Here is a 23864-nt window from a genome sequence, read left to right on the forward strand (position 1 = left end):
AAGGTGACGCCCTGGGTGTCACCCCTCGGGCCGGCGGGGACGCGGGCGTTCGGGCCGGGCTCCGGGTGGCGTTCGACGGGGGCGTCTACCCGGCGGAGGAGATCGCGCGGGGCGCCGCGTACGAGGTGTTCAGCGCCGACGAGGTGCCCGGTTTCGAATGGTCCCCCCGGCCCGGCTCGGCCCTGCCGTGGCGGCGGTTCGTGCACGCCACCGAGGTCACGGCGGTGTACGGGGCGTCCGAGCCGGCCGAGGAGCCGGAGGCGCCGCTCATGATCCCGGCGCACCGCGAGCGGGGCTGGGCGTACGCGCAGCAGATCAGCCAGCGGCCGGACTCGGCCGGCGACCCGATGCTGACCGCGGTGCGCAACTCGGCGGTGATCCGGCGGGGCACCCGCATGGTGAAGGTGCTGTCCGCGCGGCAGCTCTCCGGCTACGTGCGCGGCTGGCTGCCACACGGCTTCTGCTACCGGGAACACGACGTGGCGCACCTGCGTACGCCGGCCGCCTTGACCGTGCTGCGCACCGACGGCGAGGTGGGGCACGACGGCCCGGACGTGGCGTACGCGCTGCGCTGGCGGGCCGCCGATCCGGGCGACTACGACGTGCCCGTGGGCGAGGCGTTCCGCGGGTTGGCCGCGCTGTCGCCCCGGGACCGCGTGGGACCGCCGGTGCTCGGTACCGGCTTCGTGCCGAGCAACGGGCAGCTCATCCCGGAGTTCGTCACCCGCGACTTCGCCGACCTGCCGATGCCGGCGAACGCGACCCTGCTCGCGTACCCGGCCGAGGGGGTCGAGGTGGTGCTCTACACCTACCAGGCCGAGCAGCGGGGCTGGCTGCGCATGGTGGGCCCGCAGTGGCGACACCTGCTCGCGGCGGTGCCGGGACTGTCCCCCGACCAGGAGTACGTCCCGACCGGGGACGCGCCCCGCTCCACGCAGCTGGTGGGCGCGTACCGCGGGAGCGAGTACGAGGCGGTCGGTGACCTGCCGGGCGGGTTCCGGGTGCTGGCCATGACCCGGGCCGCCCGGTACCCGGTCGAGGCGGCGGCCCGACGGCTGCGCGTCGCCACCTGGCGGGGAGTGCCGTGCCTGGTGCTGCGGGAGGAGGCGGGCTGGTTGCGGCTGCGGCTGCGCCGGCCGGATCCGGACACCGTGGCCGTCACCGGGGCGCAGTGCCACGACCGGGGCGTCTACGAGACGTGGGCGCCGGGCGCGGAGGTCACGGACGACCAGGTGGTGCACCTCCCGTACGCCCTCTGAGCGGCGGCGGGCCGCGGGCGGTGACCCGCCGGCGGCGGTGGGGCGCGGCGGCGGCTCATGGGCGCGGCGAGGTCGTGGCGGCGAGGCGGCGGTGTCCGCCGGGCATATCGGCGGATCGGGCGGGAATGCGCCGGGCGAGGAGAGAACCGAGCCCGACTTCAGGAGAAGAGCATGCCCTTCATCACCGTGGGTACGGAGAACTCCGCGCCCATCGACCTGTACTACGAGGACCACGGCTCCGGGCAGCCGATCGTGCTGATCCACGGGTTCCCGTTCAACGGCGCGACCTGGGAGAAGCAGGCCATGCCACTGTTGAACGCCGGCTACCGGGTGATCACCTACGACCGGCGGGGCTTCGGCAACTCGGCGCAGCCGACGTTCGGGTACGACTACGACACGTTCGCCGCCGACCTCGACGTGCTGCTGTCCGAGCTGGATCTGCGCGACGTGATCCTGATCGGCCACTCGATGGGCACCGGCGAGGTGACCCGCTACCTCGGCGCGTACGGGTCGCAGCGGGTGAGCCGGGCCATCATGCTCGCTCCGCTGGCGCCGTTCCTGCTCAAGACGTCGGACAACCCGGAGGGCGTCGACAAGAGCCTGTTCGACGGCTTCCAGCGCGCGATCATCCAGGACCGGTTCGCCTTCCTCACCCAGTTCTGCAACAACTTCTTCAACTGGGACGAGAACAAGGGCAGGCTGGTCAGCGAGGAGGCGTACCGGGCGCACTGGGACATCGGCGCGCGGGCCTCGGCGAAGGGCAGCTACGACAGCGTGGACGCCTGGCTGACCGACTTCCGGGGCGACCTGCCGCAGATCGACGTGCCGGTGCTGATCGTGCAGGGCGACAAGGACAACGTGCTGCCGTACGCCTCGACCGGACAGCGGTTGCAGCCGATGCTCGCCGGCAGTCAGATGATCACGCTGAAGGGCGCTCCCCACGGCATCCCGTGGACGAACGCCGACGAGGTCAACAGGGCCATCATGGACTTCATCGGCGCGCCGGCGATGGCCCGCGCCTGAGACCATCCGCGGCCCGCGCCTGGTGCGGGGCGCGGGCCTGACACGGCCGGTCCCACGGCCGGCCGGTGGGGTGCGGCCCGGGGATGCCCCGGGCCGCACCGCCGTGTCCGCCGGTCAGCCGGCCAGGCGGGCCAGCTCCTCGTCGACGATGGAGGGGTCGAGCTTGCGGAACACCGGCTTCGGCGCCGCGAGCGGCCGGCCCACCTCCAGGGGTACGGACTCCCAGCGGGCGCCCTGCGTGTAGTCGCCCATGAGCACCGGGTACGACGGCCCGCCGTCCAGGTCCTCCACCTCGACGATCGAGGGCATCGGCGCGTGTACGCCGGTGCCGCCGAGCAGCTCGTGCACCTTCTGCGCGGAGTGCGGCAGGAACGGGGTGAGCAGCGTGTTGGCGTCGCTGACCACCTGGAGGGCGACGTGCAGGATGGTGCCCATGCGGGGCTTGTCGGCCTCGTCCTTGAGCTTCCACGGGGCCTGCTCCGACAGGTACCTGTTCGCCTCGGCGACCACCCGCATGGCCTCGCCGATCGCCTGCTTCTGCCGGTGGCGGCCGATCAGGTCGCCCACCGTGGCGAAACCGGCCCGGGCGGTGGCGAGCAGCGCCTCGTCGGCCTCGGTGAGCCCCGCCGGGTCGACCGGGGGGATCGCGCCGAAGTTCTTCGCCGCCATCGAGATGGACCGGTTGACCAGGTTGCCCCAGCCCGCCACCAGCTCGTCGTTGTTGCGGCGGAGGAACTCCGCCCAGGTGAAGTCGGTGTCGTTGCTCTCCGGGCCGGCGGCGGCGATGAAGTACCGCAGCGCGTCGGCGTCGTAGCGCTCCAGGAAGTCGCGGACGTAGATGACGACCCGGCGGGACGAGGAGAACTTCCGGCCCTCCATGGTCAGGTACTCGCTGGAGACCACCTCGGTGGGCAGGTTGAGCCGGCCCAGCTCGCCCGGCTCGCCGTCGCGCGGCCCCTCGCCCGAGTAGCCGGCGAGCAGCGCCGGCCAGATCACCGAGTGGAAGACGATGTTGTCCTTGCCCATGAAGTAGTAGGCGCGGGCATCCTTGCCCTCCCCGTCGGTGGACCACCACCGGCGCCACGCCTCCGGGTCGCCGGAGCGGCGGGCCCACTCGATCGAGGCCGAGAGGTACCCGATCACGGCGTCGAACCACACGTAGATCCGCTTGTCCGGCCGGTCGCGCCAGCCCTCCAGCGGGATCGGGACCCCCCACTCGAGGTCGCGGGTGATCGCCCGGGGCTGGAGGTCGTCGAGGAGGTTCTTCGAGAACCGCAGCACGTTGGGACGCCAGCCCTCCCGGGTGTCCAGCCACTGGCGCAGCACGTCGGCCAGCGCGGGCAGGTCCAGGAAGAAGTGCTCGGTCTCGACGAACTCGGGCGTCTCACCGTTGATCTTCGACTTGGGGTCGATGAGGTCGATCGGGTCGAGCTGGTTGCCGCAGTTGTCGCACTGGTCACCGCGGGCGCTGGTGTAGCCGCAGATCGGGCAGGTGCCCTCGATGTAGCGGTCCGGCAGCGTCCGGCCGGTGGACGGGGAGATCGCCCCCATCGTCGTCTTCGGCACGATGTAGCCGTTGCGGTACAGCCCCTCGAACAGCTCCTGCACCACCGCGTAGTGGTTGCGGGTGGTGGTACGGGTGAAGAGGTCGTACGACAGGCCGAGCCCGTGCAGGTCCTCCACGATCACCCGGTTGTAGCGGTCGGCCAGCTCGCGTGGGGTGACCCCCTCGGCGTCGGCCTGCACCTGGATCGGGGTGCCGTGCTCGTCCGTGCCGGAGACCATGAGCACGTCGTGACCGGCCATCCGCATGTACCGGCTGAAGACGTCGGAGGGAACGCCGAAACCGGAGACGTGGCCGATGTGGCGCGGGCCGTTGGCGTAGGGCCAGGCAACCGCCGCGAGAACGTGACTCATGACCAGCAAGCGTAATGACCCGTGCCGGCCGACTGCGAACCAATAGGGCCCGCGGGTCGCCGGTGCCGGCGGGACCCTCGGCCGGCGCGCTTGATCGACTCCTTGTCGCCGATCTGGCGGGGTCCTCGGACGGCGGACACCGCCATCTCGGCGACCTGGTGTCGTTGCCGACGTCTCGGGGCGAAGGGTTCCGCTTTTCTGTCCGATTTGTCGCCGACACGCGGTCTGAGCTGGCCGCTCCGCCACCATGCGGGGTGTGCAATGAACGTCGTGACTGGCAGACGAGCGGCCCGGAACCCGGACGATCACCCCGGCGGGGCGGCGATCGACGACGGCGGGGCCGCTGCGTCCGGCGCCGACGGCCCGGCCGGGCAGGATCCGGCAAGCGGGGCGGAGGCGAACGGCGCCGGCATCACCGGGGCTGGCGGTCCCGGGGCAGGCGGCCCCGGGGCGGGCGTCCGTGGCCCCGGCGTGGGCGGTGGGGCGGACGGGCCACCGCGCGGACGGCCGGCGCGAGGGCCCGCCGTCGCTCCCCAACCCCGCCCAGGGCCCGGCACCTCCGCACCGCCTCGGCCCGTGCCCGGGCAGGCACAGCCCGCCCCCGGCACGTCCCCACCGGCTCCCCCGGCGTCCAGCGCCCCCGCACAGTCCCGCCCGGCAACCGCCCCTCCCACACAGCCTCGACTCGGACCCGGGACCGACCCACCGGCGCCCGCGTCTGCGCAGGCCCAGCATCGGTCCGGCACGTCCCCGCAGCCCCGCCCGGAGTCCGGCGCCCGCGCACAGGCCGAGTCCGGGCCCGGCACGTCCCCACCGGTCCGGCAGGCACCCGGCCCCCCAGCGCAGGCCCGACCCGGATCGAGCGCGTCGCCGCATCGCCGCCCCGGACCTGCGGGCGATGGGACGCCCACTCCCAGCCGGCCTCCCCAGACCACACCACCGGCGCGGAGGGCGCGGCCCGGCCAGGGCGCCCGGCCGACCAAGCCCGTGGGCCCCACACGGCCCGTCCCACCGTCGGAGCCGGCGCCACCACCGGAGTCCCCGCCGCGACCGGAGTCCCCGCCACCGTCGGAGCCGGCACCGCCACCGGAGTCCCCGCCGCCCGCCGCCTCGGACCGGTTGGAGCCGTCACCCGACCGGATCGCGCCGACCCCGAACCCGCTCAAGCCGCCACCGGACGGGCTCACGTTCCCGCCGGACCAGGTCGAGCCCCCTCCGGACCGGCCCCCGGCACCTCGTCAGGCCGACCGGGCCGCGCCGCCTGGGGTGACCAGCGAGCCGGCGGAACCGGCCGTCGAGCTGGAGCCGACCACCGGGGCACCCGTGGACGCGCTGCCGCGCCGGGTCCCCGTACGCCAGACGAACCGCTGGCACCGCCTCATCCGCACGGGAGCCACGGAGGAGGACGACCCGAGCTTCTGGCCGCCCATCGAGGAGGTGCACTGGGACGGCACCCCGATCCGGGAGGAGCCGGCACCCGAGCGGGAGCCCCCGTCCCGCGGTACCGCCCGGCGCCGGCGCGCCCGTCGCGCCGCCTACCCGACCGATCCCCTGCCCGGGCTCGCCGCGCTGCTGGCACTGAGCCTCGTGGCGGTGTTCTTCGCCTGGGTGAGCGCCGGGCCGCTGTGGATCGCCGTCGGACACAGCACCCGCGGGACAGTGGTGATCACCGACTGCGACGGGGGCGGACTCACCCAGCGCTGCCGGGGCATCTTCGCGGCCGAGGGTGGGCGCTTCCTCGCCCACGGGATACGCGTCAGCGGCGTACCGGCCGACCGGACCGAGGCCGGCAGCACCCTTCCGGCCCAAATGACCGGCCCCCGCGGCGCGACGGCGTACGCCGACAGCGGCCCCACCCGGCACCTGCGGTGGCTGCTCGGGCTGCTCGCCGTGGCCGCATGCGGGGCCGGCATCGCCCACTGGACCGGCGCGACCCGCATCGCCGGGCGGCGTGCCCGACGCTGGACGGTCGGCGCCTCGTTCGCCGGCCCGGCACTGATCACCGTGGGCTTCCTGATCTCAGCCTGGTAGCTTCCGCCCCCCGTCGCCGCCGCTCCCCGCCCCCGCCCCGCCCCCCCGTCGCCGCCGATCATGCAGTTGTGGTGGTGGATAAAAGCCACGAACCACATCAGCCCGGGCACCACAACTGCATGATCGCCGGGAGCGGGGGGCGGGAGAGTCGGGGCAGGAGCGGCGGGGCGGGGCGGGCTTGTTAGCGGTGCACTACGTCGTAGACCTCGCGTCGGCGTAGGCCGTACGTGGTGGCGACGTCGGTCACCGCGTCGCGGCGGGAGAGGCCGGCCGCCTCCCGGTCGGCCACGGCGGCGCGCAGCGTGTCGTCGTCGGGGCGCTCCGGAGCGGTGGCGGGCGCACCGGCCACGACCAGTGTGATCTCGCCCCGCGGCTCCCCCTCGGCAGCCCAGCGGGCCAGCTCGCCGAGGGGGCGGCGGAGCACCTCCTCGTACGTCTTGGTGAGTTCGCGGCACAGCGCGGCCGGCCGGTCGGCGCCGAACGCGTCGGCCAGGTCGGCCAGCGCCGCGGCGATCCGGTGGGGCGCCTCGAAGAGGACCAGGGTGCGTTCCTCGGCGGCGAGCGCCCGTAGCCGGGACCGTCGGGCGCCCGGCGAGCGGGGCAGGAATCCCTCGAAGCAGAACCGGTCGGAGGCGAGCCCGGAGAGCGCCAGGGCGGTGGTGACGGCGCTGGGGCCGGGCGCCGCGGTCACCGGGGCGCCGGCGTCCAGCGTGGCCCGCACGAGCCGGTAGCCGGGGTCGGAGACGCTCGGCATGCCGCCGTCGGTGACCAGCGCCACCTGGTAGCCGGCCTGGATCACCTCGACCAGTTCCGGGGTACGCCGCTCCTCGTTGCCCTCGAAGTAGGAGACGATCCGGCCAGGCACCTCGACGCCGAGGTCCCGGGCGAGGCGGGTGAGCCGGCGGGTGTCCTCGGCGGCCACCACGTCGGCCGTGGCGAGCACCTCCCGGAACCGGGCGGAGGCGTCGGCGGGGTTGCCGAGCGGTGCACCGAGCAGGATGAGCCGCCCGACATCCGACATATCACCCACAGGTCCGTGCTCCTCCGTCGACAGCGATACCGGGATCGGGGACGACGGGCGCCACCGGTCACCTCCGCAGCCTACGATCGCCGGGTGACGAGTGCGTCGACAGCACAGAGCGCGAACGCGGGCCGGATGGCGTCGGGCCGTACGGCCGAGGGCCGCCTCTCGGTCGAGGACCTGTCGGTGGAGGTGTCCGGCGCGGCCACGGCAGACAACGGGCTGCCCGGCGGGGCCCCGGCCGACGACCGGCTGCCCGGCGTGGTCCGCCGGCGGCTGGCCACGGTCGACGCCCGGCTCGACGCCCGGTCCTGGCTGGCCACCGGCGTGGTGGTGCTGATCGCCGGCATTCTGCGCTTCCTCGATCTGGCCGACCCCAAGGGCAAGATCTTCGACGAGACGTACTACGCGAAGGACGCGTACGGGCTGATCTCCCGGGGCGTCGAGTGGAACTACAAGGACGGCAACGCGTCGTACGTGGTGCACCCGCCGCTGGGCAAGTGGCTCATCGGGCTCGGCGAGTGGGCCTTCGGCTACCAGGACGCGGAGAGCCACGTCTCGGTGCCCGGGCACCTGATCACCACGGCGCCGGAGTTCGGCTGGCGCTTCTCGGCTGCGGTCGTCGGCACCCTGTCGGTGCTGCTGCTCGTCCGCATCGGTCGCCGGCTGTTCCGGTCGACGGCGCTCGGCTGCGCGGCCGGCCTGCTGCTCGCCCTGGACGGCTTCCACCTCGTCCTCTCCCGGACGGCGCTGCTCGACATCTTCCTGCTCTTCTTCATCCTGGCCGCGTTCGGCGCGATCGTGCTGGACCGGGACGCCCGGCGACGCCGCTGGGCCCGGGCGCTGGACGCCGGGCTGGATCCCACCGTGGGCGGGCGGGCCGGCAGGCCGGCGGGCGGCTGGCGCACCTGGCCGTGGTGGCGGCTCGCCGCCGGCGTGCTGCTCGGCTGCGCCTGCGCGGTGAAGTGGAGCGCGCTCTACTTCGTGCCGGCGTTCGCGCTGCTGGTGCTCCTGTGGGAGGTCGGCGTCCGGCACTCGGCCGGCGCGCCGCGACCGTGGCGGGACGCGCTCCTGTACGAGCTGCCCTGGATGGCGCTGGCCGGGGTGCTGATGTTCGGCACCTACCTGGCCACCTGGTCCGGTTGGCTGCTCACCGACGACGGCTACTACCGGCTCGCCTCGAACTACCCGGGCGCCCCGCTGAGCGACACCCCGGTGATCGGGCCGCTCATCAACCTGTTCGAGTACCACCGGGCCGCGTACGGGTTCCACACCGGCCTCGACGACCCGCACAAGTACCAGTCCTGGCCGTGGCAGTGGTTGCTGCTGGGCCGCCCCGTGGCCTTCCACTGGTCGAGCGACGGCCCGTGCGGGGCGGCGAGCTGTGCCGCGGAGATCCTGCTGCTCGGCACCCCGCTGCTGTGGTGGTCGTTCCTGCCGGCCCTGGTGGCGCTGACCTGGCTGGGTCTGGCCCGCCGGGACTGGCGCGCCGGCGCGATCCTGCTGTCGGTGGCCGCCGGCCTGCTGCCCTGGTTCTGGTTCGCCCTCGACGGCCGGACGATGTTCTCCTTCTACACCGCGCCGGCGCTGCCGTTCCTGGTCCTGGCCGTGGTGTACGTGCTGGGCGCCGTCGCCTCCCCCGCCCGGGCGGGGGCGAACGCCGCCCGCGCGCCCGCTCCGGGCGAACCGGGCTACGACCGCCGTCTGGTCGGCGGTGTCGTGGTGGGCGCGTACATGTTGCTGGTGGCTCTCTGTTTCGCGTACTTCTATCCGATTTTCGTGGGCACGGTGATGCCGTACGCCGACTGGTCCGCCCGGATGTGGCTGGGCGGTCGCTGGATCTGACCGGGCAGCACGGACACCTCGTCAAACGGCAGAGGGCCCCGCACGCGAGTCGCGTGCGGGGCCCTCTGGACGAAGAAGCGCGCCCCGATCGCCTGCCACGGGGGAAGCGGGCGATTGGGGCGCGCAAGAGAAGCTTAACCACCGCGCACCACCGGCACAACGGGTCAACTTGGGTCAGATTTCTGACGGATACCGGTCTGGTGACGGGACAGATTCAGCAGCTGACCGACGGTCACGGGTGCTATCGCGGAGAGCGCCGGACGATCACGCCGGCCCGCCGACGGGCGATCGTGGACGCCGGCCGCCGGGTCCACCCCGATGATCATCCAAAGTGGATTCTCTCTACACTCGCCCGGTGATCAACTCAAGACGATCCACCACCGTCCTCACCGGACTGGTGGTGGCCTTCGCGCTGCTCGGGCCGGCGCCCGCCGTGGCCGACGAGCCGACACCCACGGAGCCGGCGCCCAGCGAGCCGCCCCGGGTCGAGCTGGTGCTGGACGTGAGCGGCTCGATGCGCGCCCGCGACATCGACGGCCGCAGCCGGATCTCGGTGGCCCAGCAGGCGTTCAACGAGGTCGTGGACGCGCTGCCGGAGGTGACCCAACTCGGCATCCGGGTGCTCGGCGCGACGTACCAGGGCGAGGACAAGAAGGTCGGCTGCCGGGACACCCAGCAGATCGTGCCGGTCGGCCCGGTGGACCGCGGCCAGGCGAAGGCTGCTGTGGCGACGCTGCGGCCGACCGGCTTCACCCCCGTCGGGCTCGCCCTGCGGGAGGCCGCCAAGGACCTCGGCACCGGGGCCACCACCCGCCGGATCGTCCTGATCACCGACGGGGAGGACACCTGCGCGCCGCCGGACCCGTGCCAGGTCGCGCGGGAACTGGCCGCCCAGGGCACCCGGCTCGTGGTCGACACGCTGGGTCTCGCGCCGGACGAGAAGGTACGCCGGCAGTTGCTCTGCATCGCCGGGGCGACCGGCGGTACGTACACGGCGGCGCAGAGCACCGAGGAGCTGACCGGCCGGATCAAGCAGTTGGTGGAACGGGCCGGGGAGACGTACACCCGGACGCCCACCGTGGTGGGCGGGGCCACCGCCTGTGACGGCGCCCCGATGCTCGCCTCCGGCGTCTACACGGACCGGGAGACGTTCTCGGAGCACCGCTGGTACCGGGTGGCGGTCCGGCCCGGTCAGGAACTGCGCGCGTCGGTCAGCGTGGCACTCGACCGCCCCGTCAACCGGGACTACGGCGTCCTGCTGCGGGCCGTCGCTCCGGACGGCCGGGAACTGGTTCGCGGCGCGGACGCCGGCAGCGGTCGGGCCGACGTGGTCTCCGCCGGGCTGCGCTGGTCCGACGACGACGACAGCGAGGACGACGACGACGGCGACAACAGCGACGACAGCAGCGACGGCGATGCCAGCGCGGCGGCGCAGCAGCCCCGAATGGTCTGCATCGTGGTCAGCAACTCCTTCGCTCCCCGGCCCGGCACCGGCGTGACCCCCGGCATGCCGATCGAGCTGACCGTGGACGTGGTCGCCGCGTCGCCGACGCCCCGAGGGCCGGACCTTGGCCGGGGCTGGATGCTGCTGGCCCTGCTGACCGTGGCCGGCCTGCTCACGGGTCTGCTCACCGGCCTGCTGACCCGCTGGTGGGTGGCCACCTGGAGGGAGAAGTGAGCATGCGTACCACTCTGCTCCGGTCGGTGGTGGCGCTCGTGGCCGCCGGCGGCCCCGCGCTGCTGCCCGCCGCGGCGCTCGCCGCACCCAGCGGCGCACCCACCCCCTCGCCCGGCGCCGAGACGGTGACCCGGGCGGGCACCTCGTTCCTCACCTCGACCACGATCGCCGCCGGCCAGCCGGTCCAGGTCCGCGCCTCCGCGGGCGACTACCTCTACTGGTCGTTCTCCGCGGAGGCCGGTCAGGTGCACGACGTGGCAGCGACCGTCACGTTCCCGCGTGACCGCAGCGGCGCGTCCACCTGGACCCTGGAGGTCTTCGACGGGTTGCGGCGGCGCCAGGCGTGCACGGACGGGGCGCAGACCCCGACCGTCGACAAGGCGGCCGGCAGCGTCTCGCTCGGCTGCACCCTGCGTGAGGTACGGCCGTGGGCGGAGCCCTGGTCGGGCGACCCGCTGCCCGGCACGTACTTCGTCCGGCTGTCGGTCGTCGACGTGCCGGAGCCCGACCTGGGCGCGCCCGTGGACGTGGAGCTGCTGGTCGCCACCGACGGCGAGGGCGGCACCCCGGCCGACGACGGGGAACTGTCGACGCCGCTCGTGCCGAACACCCGGCCCGGCGCGGTGCTCAGCGACGTGCAGGCGGCGGCCCCCGTCGACGACGAGGACGACGAGCGCGGCCTGGGTGACCTCGTCACGCTGCCCGCCCTCGGGTCCCGCTGGATCTGGACGACGGCCGGCGGCATCCTCGCCGCGGTGGCCGGCGTGGTCGGCTTCGCGCTGACCCGCCGTCCCCGGCGCGGCTGAGCGAGCCCGTCGTCGCCCGGCGCGACCGAGCACGGGCCCACGGCCGCCCGGCGCGGCCGGGTGCGGGCCCATCGTCGCCCGACGCGGCCGGGTGCGGGCCCACCGTCGGTCGGCAGCGCGTGCCGTCCCGCCCCCGAGCCTGGGGCGGGACGGCCGCGTGAGCCGGGTCAGCTGCTCCGGGGGCCCCGGGGCAGCCAGCCGATGAACCGGTCCTGGAGCGACGTCACCGACGAACCGTGCAGGTCCTGGGTGGCGGCCGCGAGGCAGGAACCCAGATAGATGCTGAGCGTGGCGCGGTCGCCGTACTCCTCCAGCAGCCGGCTGCGCCTCGTCGCGCAGGGCCAGTCCTCACCACAGGAGCCGCAGCTCCAGCCGGGCGTCACCGGGGCGTGTTCGTCGCTCCGCCGGCCGGACCGTTCCGCACCACCGGTCATCGCACTCCCTCTCCGGTACCTGACAGGGGGCCCGGGCACCCGCCCAGACCCGGATTGATCGCCACGGCGATCGACACCCCCCGTGCCGCGCGTGGGCATCAGCGCTCCGGAATCAGCTCGTGTTACATAGTTCCGGTACTTTCGGCATTTATGACAGTCAGAAAGTTGACGGTCGAGCGGGTGACCCTCCGTCCCGCGCGGCACCGCGATGCGTGACCTGCTCCCGCCCGAGGTCTCGGTGGCCGTGGCGGGGCCCGACGACTGGACCGGCCGGCTGCTCGCGGAGGAGTTGGCCTGCCTCAGCGAGCGGGCCGTCGAGGGCCGGCGGCGCGACTTCACCGCGGGCCGGGTCTGCGCCCGCCGGGCCATGGCCGCGCTCGGGCTGCCCCCGGCGGCGGTGCCGTCGGCCGCCGACCGCGCGCCGGTCTGGCCGGCCGGCGTGGTCGGCACCATCACCCATACCCGGGGCTACTGCGCGGCGGCCGCCGCCCGTCGCGCCGACGTGCGCTCCGTGGGGATGGACGCCGAGCAGCACCGCGAACTCAACCCGGGGGTACGCCGGCTGATCTGCCTGCCGGAGGAGGACGACCGGATCGCCCGGCTGCCGGCCGGTGTCTCCTGGCCGGCGGTGCTGTTCAGCGTCAAGGAGACCGTCTACAAGGTCTGGCACCCGGTGGTCGGCACCTGGCTCGACTTCGCCGACGCCCTCGTGGACCTCGACCCGGACGCCGGCACGTTCACCGCCCGGGTCGCGCCCGCCCGCGTCGACGCGGCACCCGTCCCGGATCCACCGAGGACGGTACGGGGTCGCTTCGTCGTGACCGACGGACTGGTCCGCACCGCCGCGGTGCTCCCGCCGGCCTGAGCCACCGATCCCCCGGTCGACCCGTCCGGTCGGTCACACCACGCAGAACTCGTTGCCCTCCGGATCGGCCATCACCACGTGGTCGAGTCGACCGTCCACCTCGTCCTCGCGCAGCACCGTGGCGCCCGCCTCGACCAGCCGCGCGACGGCCGCGCGTACCCTCGGCGCCCGGACCTCCCACGGCACGCCGCGCCCGCCGCCGGCCTGGATGTCCAGGTGGATCCGGTTCTTCGCGGTCTTCGGCTCGGGCACCTTGAGGAACGAGATCCGCGGTCCCCGACCCGCCGGGTCCTCCAGGGACGCGACACCGTCCCACTCGTCCTCCGGCACGTCGTAGTGGCGCAGGAACTCCGCCCAGTCGGCGAAGCCCGTCGGCGGCGCGGCGTCGACGTAGCCCAGCGCCGCCTTCCAGAACGCGGCCAGGGCCGGCGGGTCGGCACTGTCGAAGGTCATGGTCCACGCATCGGCCATCGGACCAGCCTGCCCCCCAATGCGGGTGACCGGCAACCGGGCAGGGCCGGGCGGTCAGGAGGCGAAATCGATCCGCATCACCGCGCGCCGGGGCGTGGGCCGGGTGACCTCGGTGAAACCGGCGTCGGCGAAGACGCTCCGGCTGCCCACGAACAGCTCGCCCCAGGAGATGTCCCGCCCCGGCTCGACGATCATCGGGTAGCCCTCGACGGCGCGGGCGCCCCGGTCGCGGGCGAAGTCGACGGCGGCGCGGGCGAGGGCGCGGCTGACGCCGCGACGCCGGAAGCCGACCCGCGTCACGAAGCAGGTCACGGCCCACACACCGGGGTCGGAGCGGTCCTCGTCGCGACCGGCCCACGGTATGCGGGCCTGGCGCAGCCGCGGGTACTCGCTGCGCGGCTCGACGGCGCACCAACCCACCGGCTCGCCGCCCAGGTACGCGACCAGGCCGCTGGTCCGGTCGGCGCCGGGGTCGTCACAGCCCGTCTGCTCGCGCAGCCGGTCCGCGCGTACCTCGACCGGCGCCGACGCCCAGTCCCGGCCCAGGATCTTGAACCACTGGCACTGGCAGCGGGCCGCGTCACCCCGCTCGCCGAACACGGTCCGGAGGTCGTCCCAGCTCGCCTCGCTGGCCGGCACGACGGTCATCTCGTCCATCGGGTCCTCCGTCCTCGCCGCCGTGTCGTACGTCAGCCGGCCGCGCGCCACGCGAGGAGCCTCCGGTACGCCTCGAACCCGTCCGGCACCCACTCCCACTCGGCGAGCCGGCGGTCCAGCTCGTCCTCCGTCAGGAACGCGTGCCAGGCGACCTCCTCCGCCTGCGGCGCGACCGTACGCGGGCAGCGCACCTCGTAGACGGCGGACCACCAGGTGTGCTCCGGTGTCTCGTACAGGAACTTGAACAGCGGCACGGGCGCCGGCAGCCCGCGTACCCCCAGCTCCTCCTCCGCCTCGCGCCGCGCCGCCTCGTCGTACGACTCACCGGTCCCGACGACCCCACCCACGAACATGTCGTACAGCGACGGGAAGACGAGCTTGCGGTCCGTACGGCGGTGCACGAAGACGCGGCCCTCGTCGTCGCGCGCCAGCACGAACGCGCAGCGGTGCCGCAGCCGCTCGGCGTACACCCGGCCTCGCCGCGCCTGCCCCACCACCCGGTCCTGCTCGTCGACGATGTCGAGCAGTTCGTCGGCGGACAGCGGCGACTGATCGGTCATGGGGAGATTCAACCAGCCGGCACGTCCCGCCTCGCGGAGCGGGACGACACGCGGGCGGCCGCCGACGTCGGCGTGCCCGGCCCGGCGGTTTCGTCGGTCGCCGCGTCAGCGACCGTCGCGCGGGTCCTTTGGCGGCTCCAGAACGTCATTTGGTGACGGTGGAGGCTTTTTCGGGCCGAAACCGAACCGAACCCCCCAGATCGCGATGATCGCCACGAGTGCGACTACCAGGAAGAAGCATGCTATGCCCCCGGTGATCCCCATATCGAGAAATTATCGTGTCATTCGGAGCCGGGGACTCGGTTTCGAGCACGTTGGCCTCCATGCGCCGGTGGCCTTGGATCACCAGTCGCAGCGTCCCGTGAGTCATGTGGCAACAGCCGGCCAACCGCGTCGATCGCAGAGGGCCCCGGGGTAGGGCCTGCCCCACCGGCGGTCCTCCCGCTCACCGGCTGTCATCTGGCCAGACCGCTCAATAGCGTCGCAGGAAAGTCATCGAAACGAATCCCTGCCCGTTCAGGAGGTGGTCACGTTGAATTTCGCCATCGAAGACCCGCCCGCCCGGAATCGGGCGCCGTCCGGGGCACTCCCCCGGATCATCGACGTCGATGCGTTACGCGCCGTGGCGCTGCTCCTCATCCTGGTCGTCAACATTGCCTTCTTCGCCTCCGGCTATTCCTTCCATCTGGTTCCGGATCCCGCGCACGACTCGTGGGGCGACGAGGTGGTCCGGTGGCTGGTCGAGCTGTTCCTCGCGATGAAGGCGTACCTGCTCTTCTCCTTCCTGTTCGGCTACAGCTTCACGCTCCAGCTCGATTCCGCCGAGCGGCGCGGCGTCGATTTCGCCCCCCGGTTCCGGCGACGGCTGGCCGGGCTGTTCGTGCTCGGGATCCTGCATGCGGTGCTGCTGTTCCAGGGCGACATCCTGGCCACGTACGCATTGCTCGGTCTGGTCCTGCTCGCCATGCGGGGAGTCGGCGTCGGGACCGCGCTGCGCGCCGCCGTACTGCTGACCGGCGGGATCGGCTTCGTCCTCGCGCTCGCCGCCACGGGCGGGATCCAGATGGTCGCCGATCCAGCGGCGGCACTCGCGGCGGGGCAGCGGTCCACCGAGGCACTACAGGGCGGGATCGGCTCGGTGATCGCCGAGCACGTACGCCAGTTGCCGGCGATGGTCGGCACCCTCCTCGTGCAGGGGCCGCTCGCCCTCTCGGCCTTCCTCTTCGGTTACGCGGCCGGGCGGCGCCGGCTCCTCACCGACGTCGTCGGGAACCGGCAGCTCCTGCGCCGGACGCAGCAGCTGGGCTATCCGATCGGCCTCGCCGGTGCGGTGGTCTTCGCGTCGGGCGGGGGCACCGCCAACCTGACCGGGCTGACGGCGGGTGTGCTCACCGCGCCGCTGCTCGCGGCCGCGTACGCCGCGACCCTGCTCCAGTTCTTCCAGACCGACCGGGGGCGGCGGGTCGCCGCCGTACTCGCGCCGGCCGGACGGATGTCCCTGTCGAACTACCTGGGTCAGTCGCTGCTCTGCGTGCTGGTGTTCACCGGTGTCGGGCTGGGCCTCGCCGGCGCCGTCGCACCGGCGGTCGTCGTACTCATCGCGGTCGCGATCTACTGTGTGCAGCTCGCCGCCAGCGCGGCGTGGATGGCCCGGTTCCGGTACGGACCGATGGAGTGGCTGTTGCGGGCCTGGACCGAGCAGCGCTGGCCACGGCTGCGCGCCGCGGACCCGGCATGACGGGTGCCGGTGGAGATGCTGCCGTACAAGATCGAAAAAGGCCGTTTCCCACTGCGGGAAAACGGCCTTCGAACTGGGTGGAGCTGAGGGGATTTGAACCCCTGACCCCCTCGATGCGAACGAGGTGCGCTACCGGTCTGCGCCACAGCCCCTCCGCCGGAAAACCGGCGTCGGTCCCACCCGGCTGACACCGGGCGGGCCGGCGACAAGGCTAACAGGTCCCCGCCCCCGGGAGCGAATCCACCCCGCCACGCCACGCCCCTCCCCCGCCGATCTTGCATTTTCCGCCCCGACCAAACAGACACAACGGGGCATACCAAGGGCCGAAAGTGCAAGATCACGGGGGAAGGCCCGGCGGGTCAGGCCGTGTGGGAGCCTCGGCCCGCTTCGTACGGGCGGCCGCGGAGGCCGCCTGCGCGGCGGTAGGAGACCGAGCCGCCGTTCGCGGCGGGCGGCAGGTCGGCCGGCCGGTCCAGACCCATGGCCGCCCGGCGTACCACCTCGCGCTGGGCAGCCAACCGGCGCTGGGCCTCCCGGCGGGCCGCCGCGCGCCGGGCCTGCTCCCGCCGCACCTCCGCCTGCCGGGCGGCCAGCCAGGCCGCCTCCCGGGCCCGCGCCCGCCGTCGCCGCTGGTCGGCGATCGCGCGCTGCCGCAGGTGTACGACGTACGCGACGAGCAGGGTGCCGGTGACCGAGAAGCTGATCCAGAAGCCGGGGCCGACCACGATCACGCCGATCAGCTCGACGCCGTTGAGCAGCAGCAGCGCGGCGAGCACCCGGCGGCGCCGGTAGACGGCGGGGGTGTGGCGGCGCGACGGCGGCCGGCGGCGGGCCCGGGTCGGGGCGGGCGGCACGGAGCGCAGCCGCCCCGAGCGGCGGGCCGATGCCGGCGGCGCGGAGACGGGCCTACTGAGACCCCCCGTAGCCTTGTCCTCACTGAGGGTGACGACGAGCGATCGTGGCGGGCGGACCGGCCGCCGTCCCGGCACAGTACGGCGGCGGCGCTGGCGCTGGAGCACCCGCGCCGTCGACTGCGCCCGCTCCGCCACCAGCCGCTCGGTGGCGTCGTACCGGCGGACGAGCGCCGGGGCGAGGGCGAGCAGGCCGGCGGCGGCGAGGACGGCGAGGAGCACCGAGGTCGGCACCCTCACCCCTCCCGTCACCGAATTCGGAGCAACCGCCGCCCGGCCGCAGGATCTTTCACCGATCGGTGTCGGTCGCGTCGATCGTACGGGCGAGGAGCGCTTGCCACAGCTTGCAGTTACTTGAGGTTACGGGCGACGGAGCGTGATGCCGACGCGCCGCGCCGATCCCGCGCGTGGGACGGTTCACCTCGCGTCGGCGCGTACCCGGTGCCAGCGCGCCAGCAGCCCGCCCTCGGCGGCGACCTCCTCGCTGGTCATCGCGTATCCGATGTGGTCGCGCCAGGCGCCGTCGATGTGCATGTAGCGCACGTGGTACGCCTCCTCGCGGAACCCGAGCTTCTCGACGACCCGGCGGGACGGCCGGTTCTCCGGGCGGATGTTGACCTCGATCCGGTGCAGGCCACCCGGGCCGAACGCGTGGTCGACGGCGAGCGCCAGCGCGGTCGGGATCACCCCACGGCCGGCCACCCGCCGGTCCACCCAGTAGCCCACGTACCCGGAGCAGAACGCCCGCCGGACGATGCTGCCCACGTTGAGGTGCCCGACCAGCCGCTCCTGCCCGTCCTCGCGCAGGCAGACCGCGAACGGCATCCCGTCGCCGCTGCGCGCCGAGCGCTGCTGGTCCCGGTAGACCCAGCGGAACGCGGCCGGCGAGTTCAGGTCGTCCCAGTCACCCGGCAATGACGACTCCCAGGGCGCCAACCAGGTCTGGTTCGCGCGCCGCACCTCCGACCATGCGGCGGCGTCCGAGCGCCGGTACGGGCGCAGCACCACCGGCCCGTCGACCAGGACGACCGGCCAACCGGGCGCGCGGCCGGCTCCGAAGAGGCTCACGGGGCGGACCCTACGCCCGCGACCCCACCAGCCGCGAGGGCCCGGAGACGAGACGGCGTGACGAACGGGGGCGTTGTCCGGCGGGACGCGGCCACAGGCGCGGCGGCGTTGGGACGGTTCACCGGCGACGGTCCAGGAGCAGGACGTCCACCGTGGAGCCGGCGGCGGCCGTGGTGACCCGCTCGCCGAGCACCAGCAGGCCGTTGGCCTCGGCGAGCCCGGAGAGGGTGAACGGCCCTCCGCTGAGCGGCTGGACCGTGTAGCCGCCGCCGCGCCGCTCGGCGACGTGCGCGGGGCGGAACTCGCGCAGCCCGCCCGGCGACGAGACCGTCTCCAGCAGGTGCGCGCGGACGCTGGGCCGGAACACCGGTTCGGCTCCGGCGAGCAGCTGGATCGCCGGCCGGGCCAGCACCTCGAAGCCGATCAGCGCGGCACCCGGGTCACCGGGCAGGCACACCACGGGCACCTCCTCGGCGCCGACCGTGCCGAAGCCGAGCGCCGTGCCGGGGTAGAGCGCCACCTCGGTGAAGGCCACGGGACCGGCCCGGCCGCCTTCGCGGCGGGAGAGGATGCGGCGGACCATGTCGCCCGGGCCGGTGCCGGTGCCGCCGGTCGTGATGATCAGGTCGGCCCGCAGGGTCTGGTCCTCCAGCAGCCCGCGCAGCCCCTCCGGGTCGTCGTCGCAGATCCCCACCCGGTACGCCAGCGCGCCGGCCTCGGCCGCCGCGGCCGTCAACGCGTGCGAGTTGGCGTCCACGACCTGGCCGGGCTGGCTGCCCCGGCCCACGTCGACCAGCTCGTCGCCGGTGGCCACCACGACCACGCGCGGGCTGGGCCGGACCACCACGTGCCCGATGCCGGTCGCGGCGAAGACCGCCACCAGCGCCGGGGAGACGTACGTGCCGGCCCGGGCGAGCAACACCCCGGCGGGCAGCTCCTCGCCGGCCCGGCGGACCCCGTACCCCCGCTTGGGGGTGCGGTAGATCTCCACGGCGGCCATGCCCTGGTCGGTCCACTCCACGGGCACCACCACGTCGGCGGCGACCGGCAGGGGCGCGCCGGCGGCGACGGAGAAGCAGGAGCCGGGGGTGAGCCGGACCGGCCGCCAGCTGGCCGCGCCGAGGTCACCGACGACGTTGAGCCGGACCGCGCGTCCGCCGGCGGCCCGGCCCGCGCCGGAGATGTCCTCCCAGCGTGCCGCGTACCCGTCAACGGCCGCCTGATCGAAGGCCGGGAAGGCGTGCGGCGCGACGACGTCCTCGGCGAGGACGTTGCCGTACGCCTGGGTGAGGTCGAGGTCGAGCGGAGGCAGCGCGCGTAACCTGCGCAGCACGCTGCCCAGGTAGTCGGCGAGCGGCGTCAACTCGTTCGCGGCCGCCTCGGCGTCGGCCGTCGCGGTCATGTATTAGGACCGCCCGACGCGTCGGAGTTGACGAAGTCGACGAGCCACTTGCGGAACTCGGCGCCGAAGTCCTCCCGTTCCACGGCGATCTGGACGACCGTCTGGAGGTAGCCCAGCGGCATCCCCGTGTCGTAGCGGGTGCCCCGGTAGACGATCGCGTGCACCGGGACCCCCTCCATGCGCAACAGCTCCATGGCGTCGGTCAGCTGGATCTCGCCGCCGCTGCCCGGCTCCGTACGGCGGATCGCGTCGAAGATGCGGCCCGGCAGCACGTACCGGCCGAGGACCGCGAGGTTGCTCGGCGCGTCCTCCGGCTGGGGCTTCTCCACCATCCCGGTGACCTTGACGACCTCGCCGATGTCGGTCAGCTCGGCCTCGGCCGGCTCGACGGAGGCGATCCCGTACCGCTTGGTCTCGGCCGGGTCGACCTCGAAGAAGGCCAGCACCACGCCGCCGGTGCGGGCCTGAAGCTCCAACATGGCCGGCAGCAGCGGCTCGTCCATCTTCACGAACTCGTCGCCGAGGAGGACGGCGAAGGGCTGGTCGCCGACGTGCGACTCGGCGTACCCCACGGCGTGGCCGAGGCCGAGCTGCTCCGGCTGCCGCACGGTGTAGATCTCAGCCAGCTCGCTGGGGCGCTGCACCGCGGCCAGGATCTCCGGCTTGTTCTCCAGCCGTGCCTCCAGGTCCGGTCGGCGGTCGAAGTGGTCCACCATCGAGGTCTTACCCCGCCCGGTGATCAACAGCACGTCGTTGATGCCGGCCTGTGTGGCCTCCTCGACGATGTACTGCAGCACCGGCCGGTCGACCACCGGCAGCAGCTCCTTCGGCACCGCCTTCGTGGCCGGCAGGAACCGGGTGGCCAGACCGGCGGCCGGGATCACGGCCTTCACGGCGCGGGAACGGCCGGTCGCGGCGGCCGTCGTTGAGGAGTTCGCTGAGTGCTCCGACATGTCGCGAGACTATCGGCCACGGCTCTGCCGCGGCGGGTGTGGCCCGGAAGACGCGCCGCCTCCGGCGGTCGCGCGCCCGGGACCGGGCCCGGCCCGGGCGACATCCGGCCCCGTGAGCGCCGTGCCGAGCTGGCCGTCGGCGCTCCCGGCCTCACCCGGCGCCGCGTCGGCGCACGTCGCCGCGGACGCGGCCGGGGCGGCGGGCGACGCCGCCTCACCCGCCGTGGCGCTCGCCTCGGACCGTGTGGGCGCGACCGCGCGGCCGGCGCGGGGCAACCCGTCGGCGGGGCTGACCGCCCCCGTCGGCACCGGCAGCTCCCGGACGGCCGGCGTGCACCGGCTGCTCAACCGGTACGTGTCCCGGCCGGCCGCCTTCGCGGCGTAGAGGGCGTCGTCGGCCGCGTCCAGCACCTCCTGACCGGTGCCCGCGTGGTCGGGGTAGACGGCGATGCCGATGGAGACGGTCACCCGCACCGGCACGGGCGACCCGCCGTGCGCGTCCACCGCGATCGAGGTGTCGCGGATCGCCGCGCCCAGCCGCTCGGCGACGATCGCCGCGCCCCGGGCGTCGGTCTCCGGGAGCAGCAGGACGAACTCCTCGCCGCCCTGCCGGAAGGCCAGGTCCACCTCGCGGATCTCGCCGCGTACCCGGCGGGCGAACTCGGCCAGCACCGTGTCGCCGGCCGCGTGCCCGTAGGTGTCGTTGACGTCCTTGAACCGGTCCAGATCGAGTGCCAGGACGCTGAGCATCCGGCCGAACCGGCTCGCCCGCTCGACCTCGCGGCGGATGGACTCGCGCAGGTAGCGGTAGTTCCAGAGCCCCGTCAGCGGGTCGGTGAGCGAGAGCCGCTGCGCCTCCTCGTGCATCCGGACGTTCTCCACGGCCACGGCGGCGTGGCTGGCGAAGGTGCGCAGGGTGACCACGTCGTCGTCGTCGAACTCGTCGGTGCCCAGCCGGTCGTAGAGGGCGAGCACGCCGAGTGCGGCGGCCGGTGAGGCCGGGTCACCCGCCGCCCGGCCGACCGCGGCCACGACACCGGCCGGCAGCTCGACGGTGGGCGCGTCGCCGCCGCTCGGGGTTGGCCCCGGCCCCTCGGAGGGTCCGGGTCCGCCCGGGCCGCCCGGCCCGCCGGGGGCGGCGAACGGGACCGCCACGTACGTTCGGCAGCGCGGCTCCCCCGGCGGCACGTCGGCTGGTTCCATCCGGCCCCGCTGGGGTACGCCGGTCGCCGCGACCGCGCCGACCACGCCGCTGCCGACCGGCACCCGCAGCGTGGTGGGCCCGCCGTCGCCCGGCCAGCGCCCGTCGAGCCCGTCGGTGCACCGCGCGACCAGCACGCCGCCCGGGTCGACCAGGAGCAGGGCGCCGGCCCGGGCCCCGGTCGCCGCGATCGCGCTGTTGAGGATCACCCGCAGGATGCGTTGCAGGTCGTGGGTGCTGGCCAGGGTGTCGCCGAGCACCGCGAGATGCCCGCGCAGCTGGTCCCGGCTGCTGGTCAACGCCGCCACGTAGGAGCCGGTCTCCCGGGTCATCCGGTTGAAGGCCGCCGCCAGGCGGCCCAGCTCGTCCCGCGTACGCACCGGGACCCGCGCGCTCAGGTCGCCGTGGGCGACCCGGTCCACCGCCGCGGCGAGCTCCACCAGCGGCCGGGTGGTGACCCGGGCCAGCCGCCAGGCGGCCAGCACCGCGAGCAGCGCGGCCAGCACGACCGCCCCCACGAGGACGGTGTGCAGCCCGGGCGGTTGGTCGCTGGGCACCGAGAGCACCAGCGGCAGGGGTTGGCCCGACGAGGGCCCGATCCGGCGTACGTACCGGCCGTCGGCGGTCTCGGTGACCTGCTCCCCGTCGAGCGTGCCGGCGGCGGCCAGCACCGCGTCGCGTACCTCCTGGGCCTCCGTCGTGTGGGTGACCCGCGCGGACCCGACGCCGTCGTCGAGCAGGGTGACCGCGACGCCGGTCACCGCGGCGAGCCGGGCCACGAACGCCGGGTCGACCGGCTGCGCGGCGGTCACCGCGCCGAGGGTCGTACCGGCCCGGTCGCGCAGGCCGACCCGCACGGTCAACGCCCGGACCGGGCCGGCCGCCGGCGCGCTGCCCGCGCACTCCTGCCAGGGGGTCGGCGGTGCGCCCGGGGTGCTGTAGGTGATCCGTCCGCCCATGTCGCTGACCACCACGGCCGCGGCGAGCCCCCGGCTGACCACCTGGCCCGCGGCGCCCGCGCGGTCGCCGCCGGTGAGCGCGACCGCGTCGGCGGCGGCGCGGAGCTGCTGACAGAGGGCGTCGACCGAGGTACGGACGGTAGCGGCCGCCACGGCCAGGCGTTCGGCGGACCGGGTGCGGTCGACGGAGTGCGCCGTGGCGGCGACGAACAGGGCACCGAGCAGGACCGGGCCGAGGACCACCGCGAGGAAGGCCGCCGTCAACCGCCCGCGTAGCGTCACTCGGTTCCCCCCGGAAGTTCCGCCTCCGATGCTGCGATGCTGACACAGAGCAACCATGGGAGTGGCGTTGCGTCAGGAGTGTTGCGTGCCGGATTTTTCTTATGGAGCGGAAGTGACCCATGTGGCGAAACGGGACATGCGCATCGCGCTGCTCGCCCGCCGCCGGGAACTCACCGTCGCGGACCGGGCGGCCGCCGCGAGCCGCGTCCAGGCCGAGCTGGTCGCCCTGGTCGGCCGGCTGCGCCCCGCGCGGATGACGGCGTACGTCCCGGTGGGCTCCGAACCGGGCGGCCCGGACCTGCCCGACGTGCTGCGCGCCGCGCTGCCGCCCGGCGGCGACCTGCTGCTGCCCGTGCTCCTGCCGGACCTCGACCTGGACTGGGCCCCGTACGACGGGCCCGGCTCGCTCGCCGCCGCCGGGCGGGGGATGCGCGAGCCGACGGGCCCCCGGCTCGGGCCGGACGCGATCACCGAGGCGGATCTCGTGGTGCTGCCGGCGCTGGCCGTCGACCGGAGCGGCCTGCGGTTGGGCCGCGGCGGCGGCTCGTACGACCGGGCGCTCGCCCGGGTGCCGGCCGCCACCCCCACCGTGGTCCTGCTGCACGACGGCGAGCTCGTCGAGGCGGTGCCCGCCGAGCCGCACGACCGGCCGGTACGCGCCGTGATCACGCCGGGCGGCGGCCTGCGTACGCTGGTCCCGACCGTGGCGTCTCCGGATACGGCGTCGCCGGACGCGGCGTCGCCGGACGCGGCGTCGCCGGACGCGACGTCGCCGGACGCGAC

The 23864-nt window shown here is 74.3% G+C and carries 19 protein-coding genes, 1 tRNA gene and 1 pseudogene; 9 read left to right on the top strand and 12 right to left on the bottom strand.

Going from position 1 to position 23864, the window contains the following annotated elements:
* The first annotated feature begins 11 nt into the window (after positions 1 to 11).
* Together D7193_RS08005 and D7193_RS08010 are read left to right on the top strand one after the other, a co-directional pair.
* Complete coding sequence (locus tag D7193_RS08005) at positions 12 to 1259, top strand: hypothetical protein (protein WP_120779343.1); 1248 nt, start codon at positions 12 to 14, stop codon at positions 1257 to 1259.
* 171 nt (positions 1260 to 1430) lie between these two features.
* A complete protein-coding gene (locus tag D7193_RS08010; protein WP_120778645.1) occupies positions 1431 to 2282 on the top strand; it encodes an alpha/beta fold hydrolase in 852 nt (283 codons plus the stop codon).
* A gap of 114 nt (positions 2283 to 2396) precedes the next feature.
* Here D7193_RS08010 and metG read toward each other — a convergent pair whose 3' ends face one another.
* Positions 2397 to 4199, bottom strand: a complete 1803-nt coding sequence (metG, locus tag D7193_RS08015; RefSeq protein WP_120778646.1) for a methionine--tRNA ligase — start codon at positions 4197 to 4199, stop codon at positions 2397 to 2399.
* Between the two features lie 1119 nt (positions 4200 to 5318).
* On the opposite strand from metG, the gene D7193_RS08020 reads away from it, so the two are divergent.
* On the top strand, positions 5319 to 6230 hold the full coding sequence (locus D7193_RS08020) for a hypothetical protein (protein ID WP_241562917.1): 912 nt from the start codon (positions 5319 to 5321) through the stop codon (positions 6228 to 6230).
* Positions 6231 to 6411: 181 nt separating this feature from the next.
* Here D7193_RS08020 and rsmI read toward each other — a convergent pair whose 3' ends face one another.
* Positions 6412 to 7260, bottom strand: coding sequence for a 16S rRNA (cytidine(1402)-2'-O)-methyltransferase (rsmI, locus tag D7193_RS08025; protein ID WP_120778647.1), 849 nt, complete (start codon positions 7258 to 7260; stop codon positions 6412 to 6414).
* 126 nt (positions 7261 to 7386) lie between these two features.
* Here rsmI and D7193_RS08030 point away from each other — a divergent pair, with 126 nt between their 5' ends.
* The 3 genes from D7193_RS08030 (at position 7387) to D7193_RS08040 (ending at position 11580) form a co-directional block, all read left to right on the top strand.
* Positions 7387 to 9096 (top strand): dolichyl-phosphate-mannose--protein mannosyltransferase, encoded by a 1710-nt coding sequence (locus D7193_RS08030; RefSeq protein WP_120778648.1) that lies wholly within the window; start codon positions 7387 to 7389, stop codon positions 9094 to 9096.
* A gap of 355 nt (positions 9097 to 9451) precedes the next feature.
* Positions 9452 to 10774 (top strand): VWA domain-containing protein, encoded by a 1323-nt coding sequence (locus tag D7193_RS08035; protein ID WP_120778649.1) that lies wholly within the window; start codon positions 9452 to 9454, stop codon positions 10772 to 10774.
* Positions 10775 to 10776: 2 nt separating this feature from the next.
* A complete protein-coding gene (locus D7193_RS08040; protein WP_120778650.1) occupies positions 10777 to 11580 on the top strand; it encodes a peptidase in 804 nt (267 codons plus the stop codon).
* A 167-nt stretch (positions 11581 to 11747) separates the two neighbouring features.
* Here D7193_RS08040 and D7193_RS08045 read toward each other — a convergent pair whose 3' ends face one another.
* Positions 11748 to 12014, bottom strand: coding sequence for a hypothetical protein (locus D7193_RS08045; protein ID WP_120778651.1), 267 nt, complete (start codon positions 12012 to 12014; stop codon positions 11748 to 11750).
* Between the two features lie 208 nt (positions 12015 to 12222).
* Between D7193_RS08045 and D7193_RS08050 the strand changes: the two genes are divergently transcribed.
* Positions 12223 to 12879 (top strand): 4'-phosphopantetheinyl transferase family protein, encoded by a 657-nt coding sequence (locus D7193_RS08050; RefSeq protein WP_120778652.1) that lies wholly within the window; start codon positions 12223 to 12225, stop codon positions 12877 to 12879.
* Positions 12880 to 12912: 33 nt separating this feature from the next.
* Here D7193_RS08050 and D7193_RS08055 read toward each other — a convergent pair whose 3' ends face one another.
* From D7193_RS08055 to D7193_RS08065, 3 genes are read right to left on the bottom strand one after another with little or no spacing between them, the layout of a single operon-like run.
* The gene (locus D7193_RS08055; RefSeq protein WP_120778653.1) at positions 12913 to 13350 is read right to left on the bottom strand and encodes a VOC family protein; all 438 of its coding nucleotides are present in this window, start codon (positions 13348 to 13350) and stop codon (positions 12913 to 12915) included.
* 54 nt (positions 13351 to 13404) lie between these two features.
* Positions 13405 to 14007: a GNAT family N-acetyltransferase gene (locus D7193_RS08060; protein ID WP_206611852.1), complete on the bottom strand. Its 603-nt coding sequence runs from the start codon at positions 14005 to 14007 to the stop codon at positions 13405 to 13407.
* A 32-nt stretch (positions 14008 to 14039) separates the two neighbouring features.
* The gene (locus tag D7193_RS08065; RefSeq protein WP_120778654.1) at positions 14040 to 14567 is read right to left on the bottom strand and encodes an NUDIX hydrolase; all 528 of its coding nucleotides are present in this window, start codon (positions 14565 to 14567) and stop codon (positions 14040 to 14042) included.
* 523 nt (positions 14568 to 15090) lie between these two features.
* On the opposite strand from D7193_RS08065, the gene D7193_RS08070 reads away from it, so the two are divergent.
* Positions 15091 to 16305, top strand: coding sequence for a DUF418 domain-containing protein (locus D7193_RS08070; protein WP_241562847.1), 1215 nt, complete (start codon positions 15091 to 15093; stop codon positions 16303 to 16305).
* Between the two features lie 78 nt (positions 16306 to 16383).
* Here D7193_RS08070 and D7193_RS08075 read toward each other — a convergent pair.
* The 6 genes from D7193_RS08075 to D7193_RS08100 form a co-directional block, all read right to left on the bottom strand.
* Positions 16384 to 16457 (bottom strand) — tRNA-Ala (locus D7193_RS08075).
* Between the two features lie 207 nt (positions 16458 to 16664).
* Entirely contained in the window at positions 16665 to 17456 is a 792-nt protein-coding gene (gene sepX / locus D7193_RS08080; RefSeq protein ID WP_174242561.1) for a divisome protein SepX/GlpR, read from the bottom strand.
* A gap of 177 nt (positions 17457 to 17633) precedes the next feature.
* Positions 17634 to 18284 (bottom strand): GNAT family N-acetyltransferase, encoded by a 651-nt coding sequence (locus D7193_RS08085; protein WP_120778656.1) that lies wholly within the window; start codon positions 18282 to 18284, stop codon positions 17634 to 17636.
* Positions 18285 to 18402: 118 nt separating this feature from the next.
* Positions 18403 to 19686 carry a molybdopterin molybdotransferase MoeA gene (locus tag D7193_RS08090; RefSeq protein ID WP_120778657.1) on the bottom strand — a complete coding sequence of 428 codons (1284 nt, stop codon included), beginning with the start codon at positions 19684 to 19686 and terminating at the stop codon, positions 18403 to 18405.
* A complete protein-coding gene (locus tag D7193_RS08095; RefSeq protein ID WP_120778658.1) occupies positions 19683 to 20639 on the bottom strand; it encodes a UTP--glucose-1-phosphate uridylyltransferase in 957 nt (318 codons plus the stop codon). The genes D7193_RS08090 and D7193_RS08095 overlap by 4 nt, the downstream gene beginning before the upstream one ends.
* Before the next feature lie 9 nt (positions 20640 to 20648).
* A complete protein-coding gene (locus D7193_RS08100) occupies positions 20649 to 23081 on the bottom strand; it encodes a diguanylate cyclase (protein WP_174242562.1) in 2433 nt (810 codons plus the stop codon).
* A gap of 85 nt (positions 23082 to 23166) precedes the next feature.
* On the opposite strand from D7193_RS08100, the pseudogene D7193_RS08105 reads away from it, so the two are divergent.
* Positions 23167 to 23775 (top strand): annotated as a pseudogene (locus D7193_RS08105) (5-formyltetrahydrofolate cyclo-ligase); the annotation flags it as partial.
* Between the last annotated feature and the right edge of the window lie 89 nt (positions 23776 to 23864).

The organism is Micromonospora costi, from assembly GCF_003626655.1.
Lineage (GTDB): Bacteria > Actinomycetota > Actinomycetes > Mycobacteriales > Micromonosporaceae > Micromonospora > Micromonospora costi.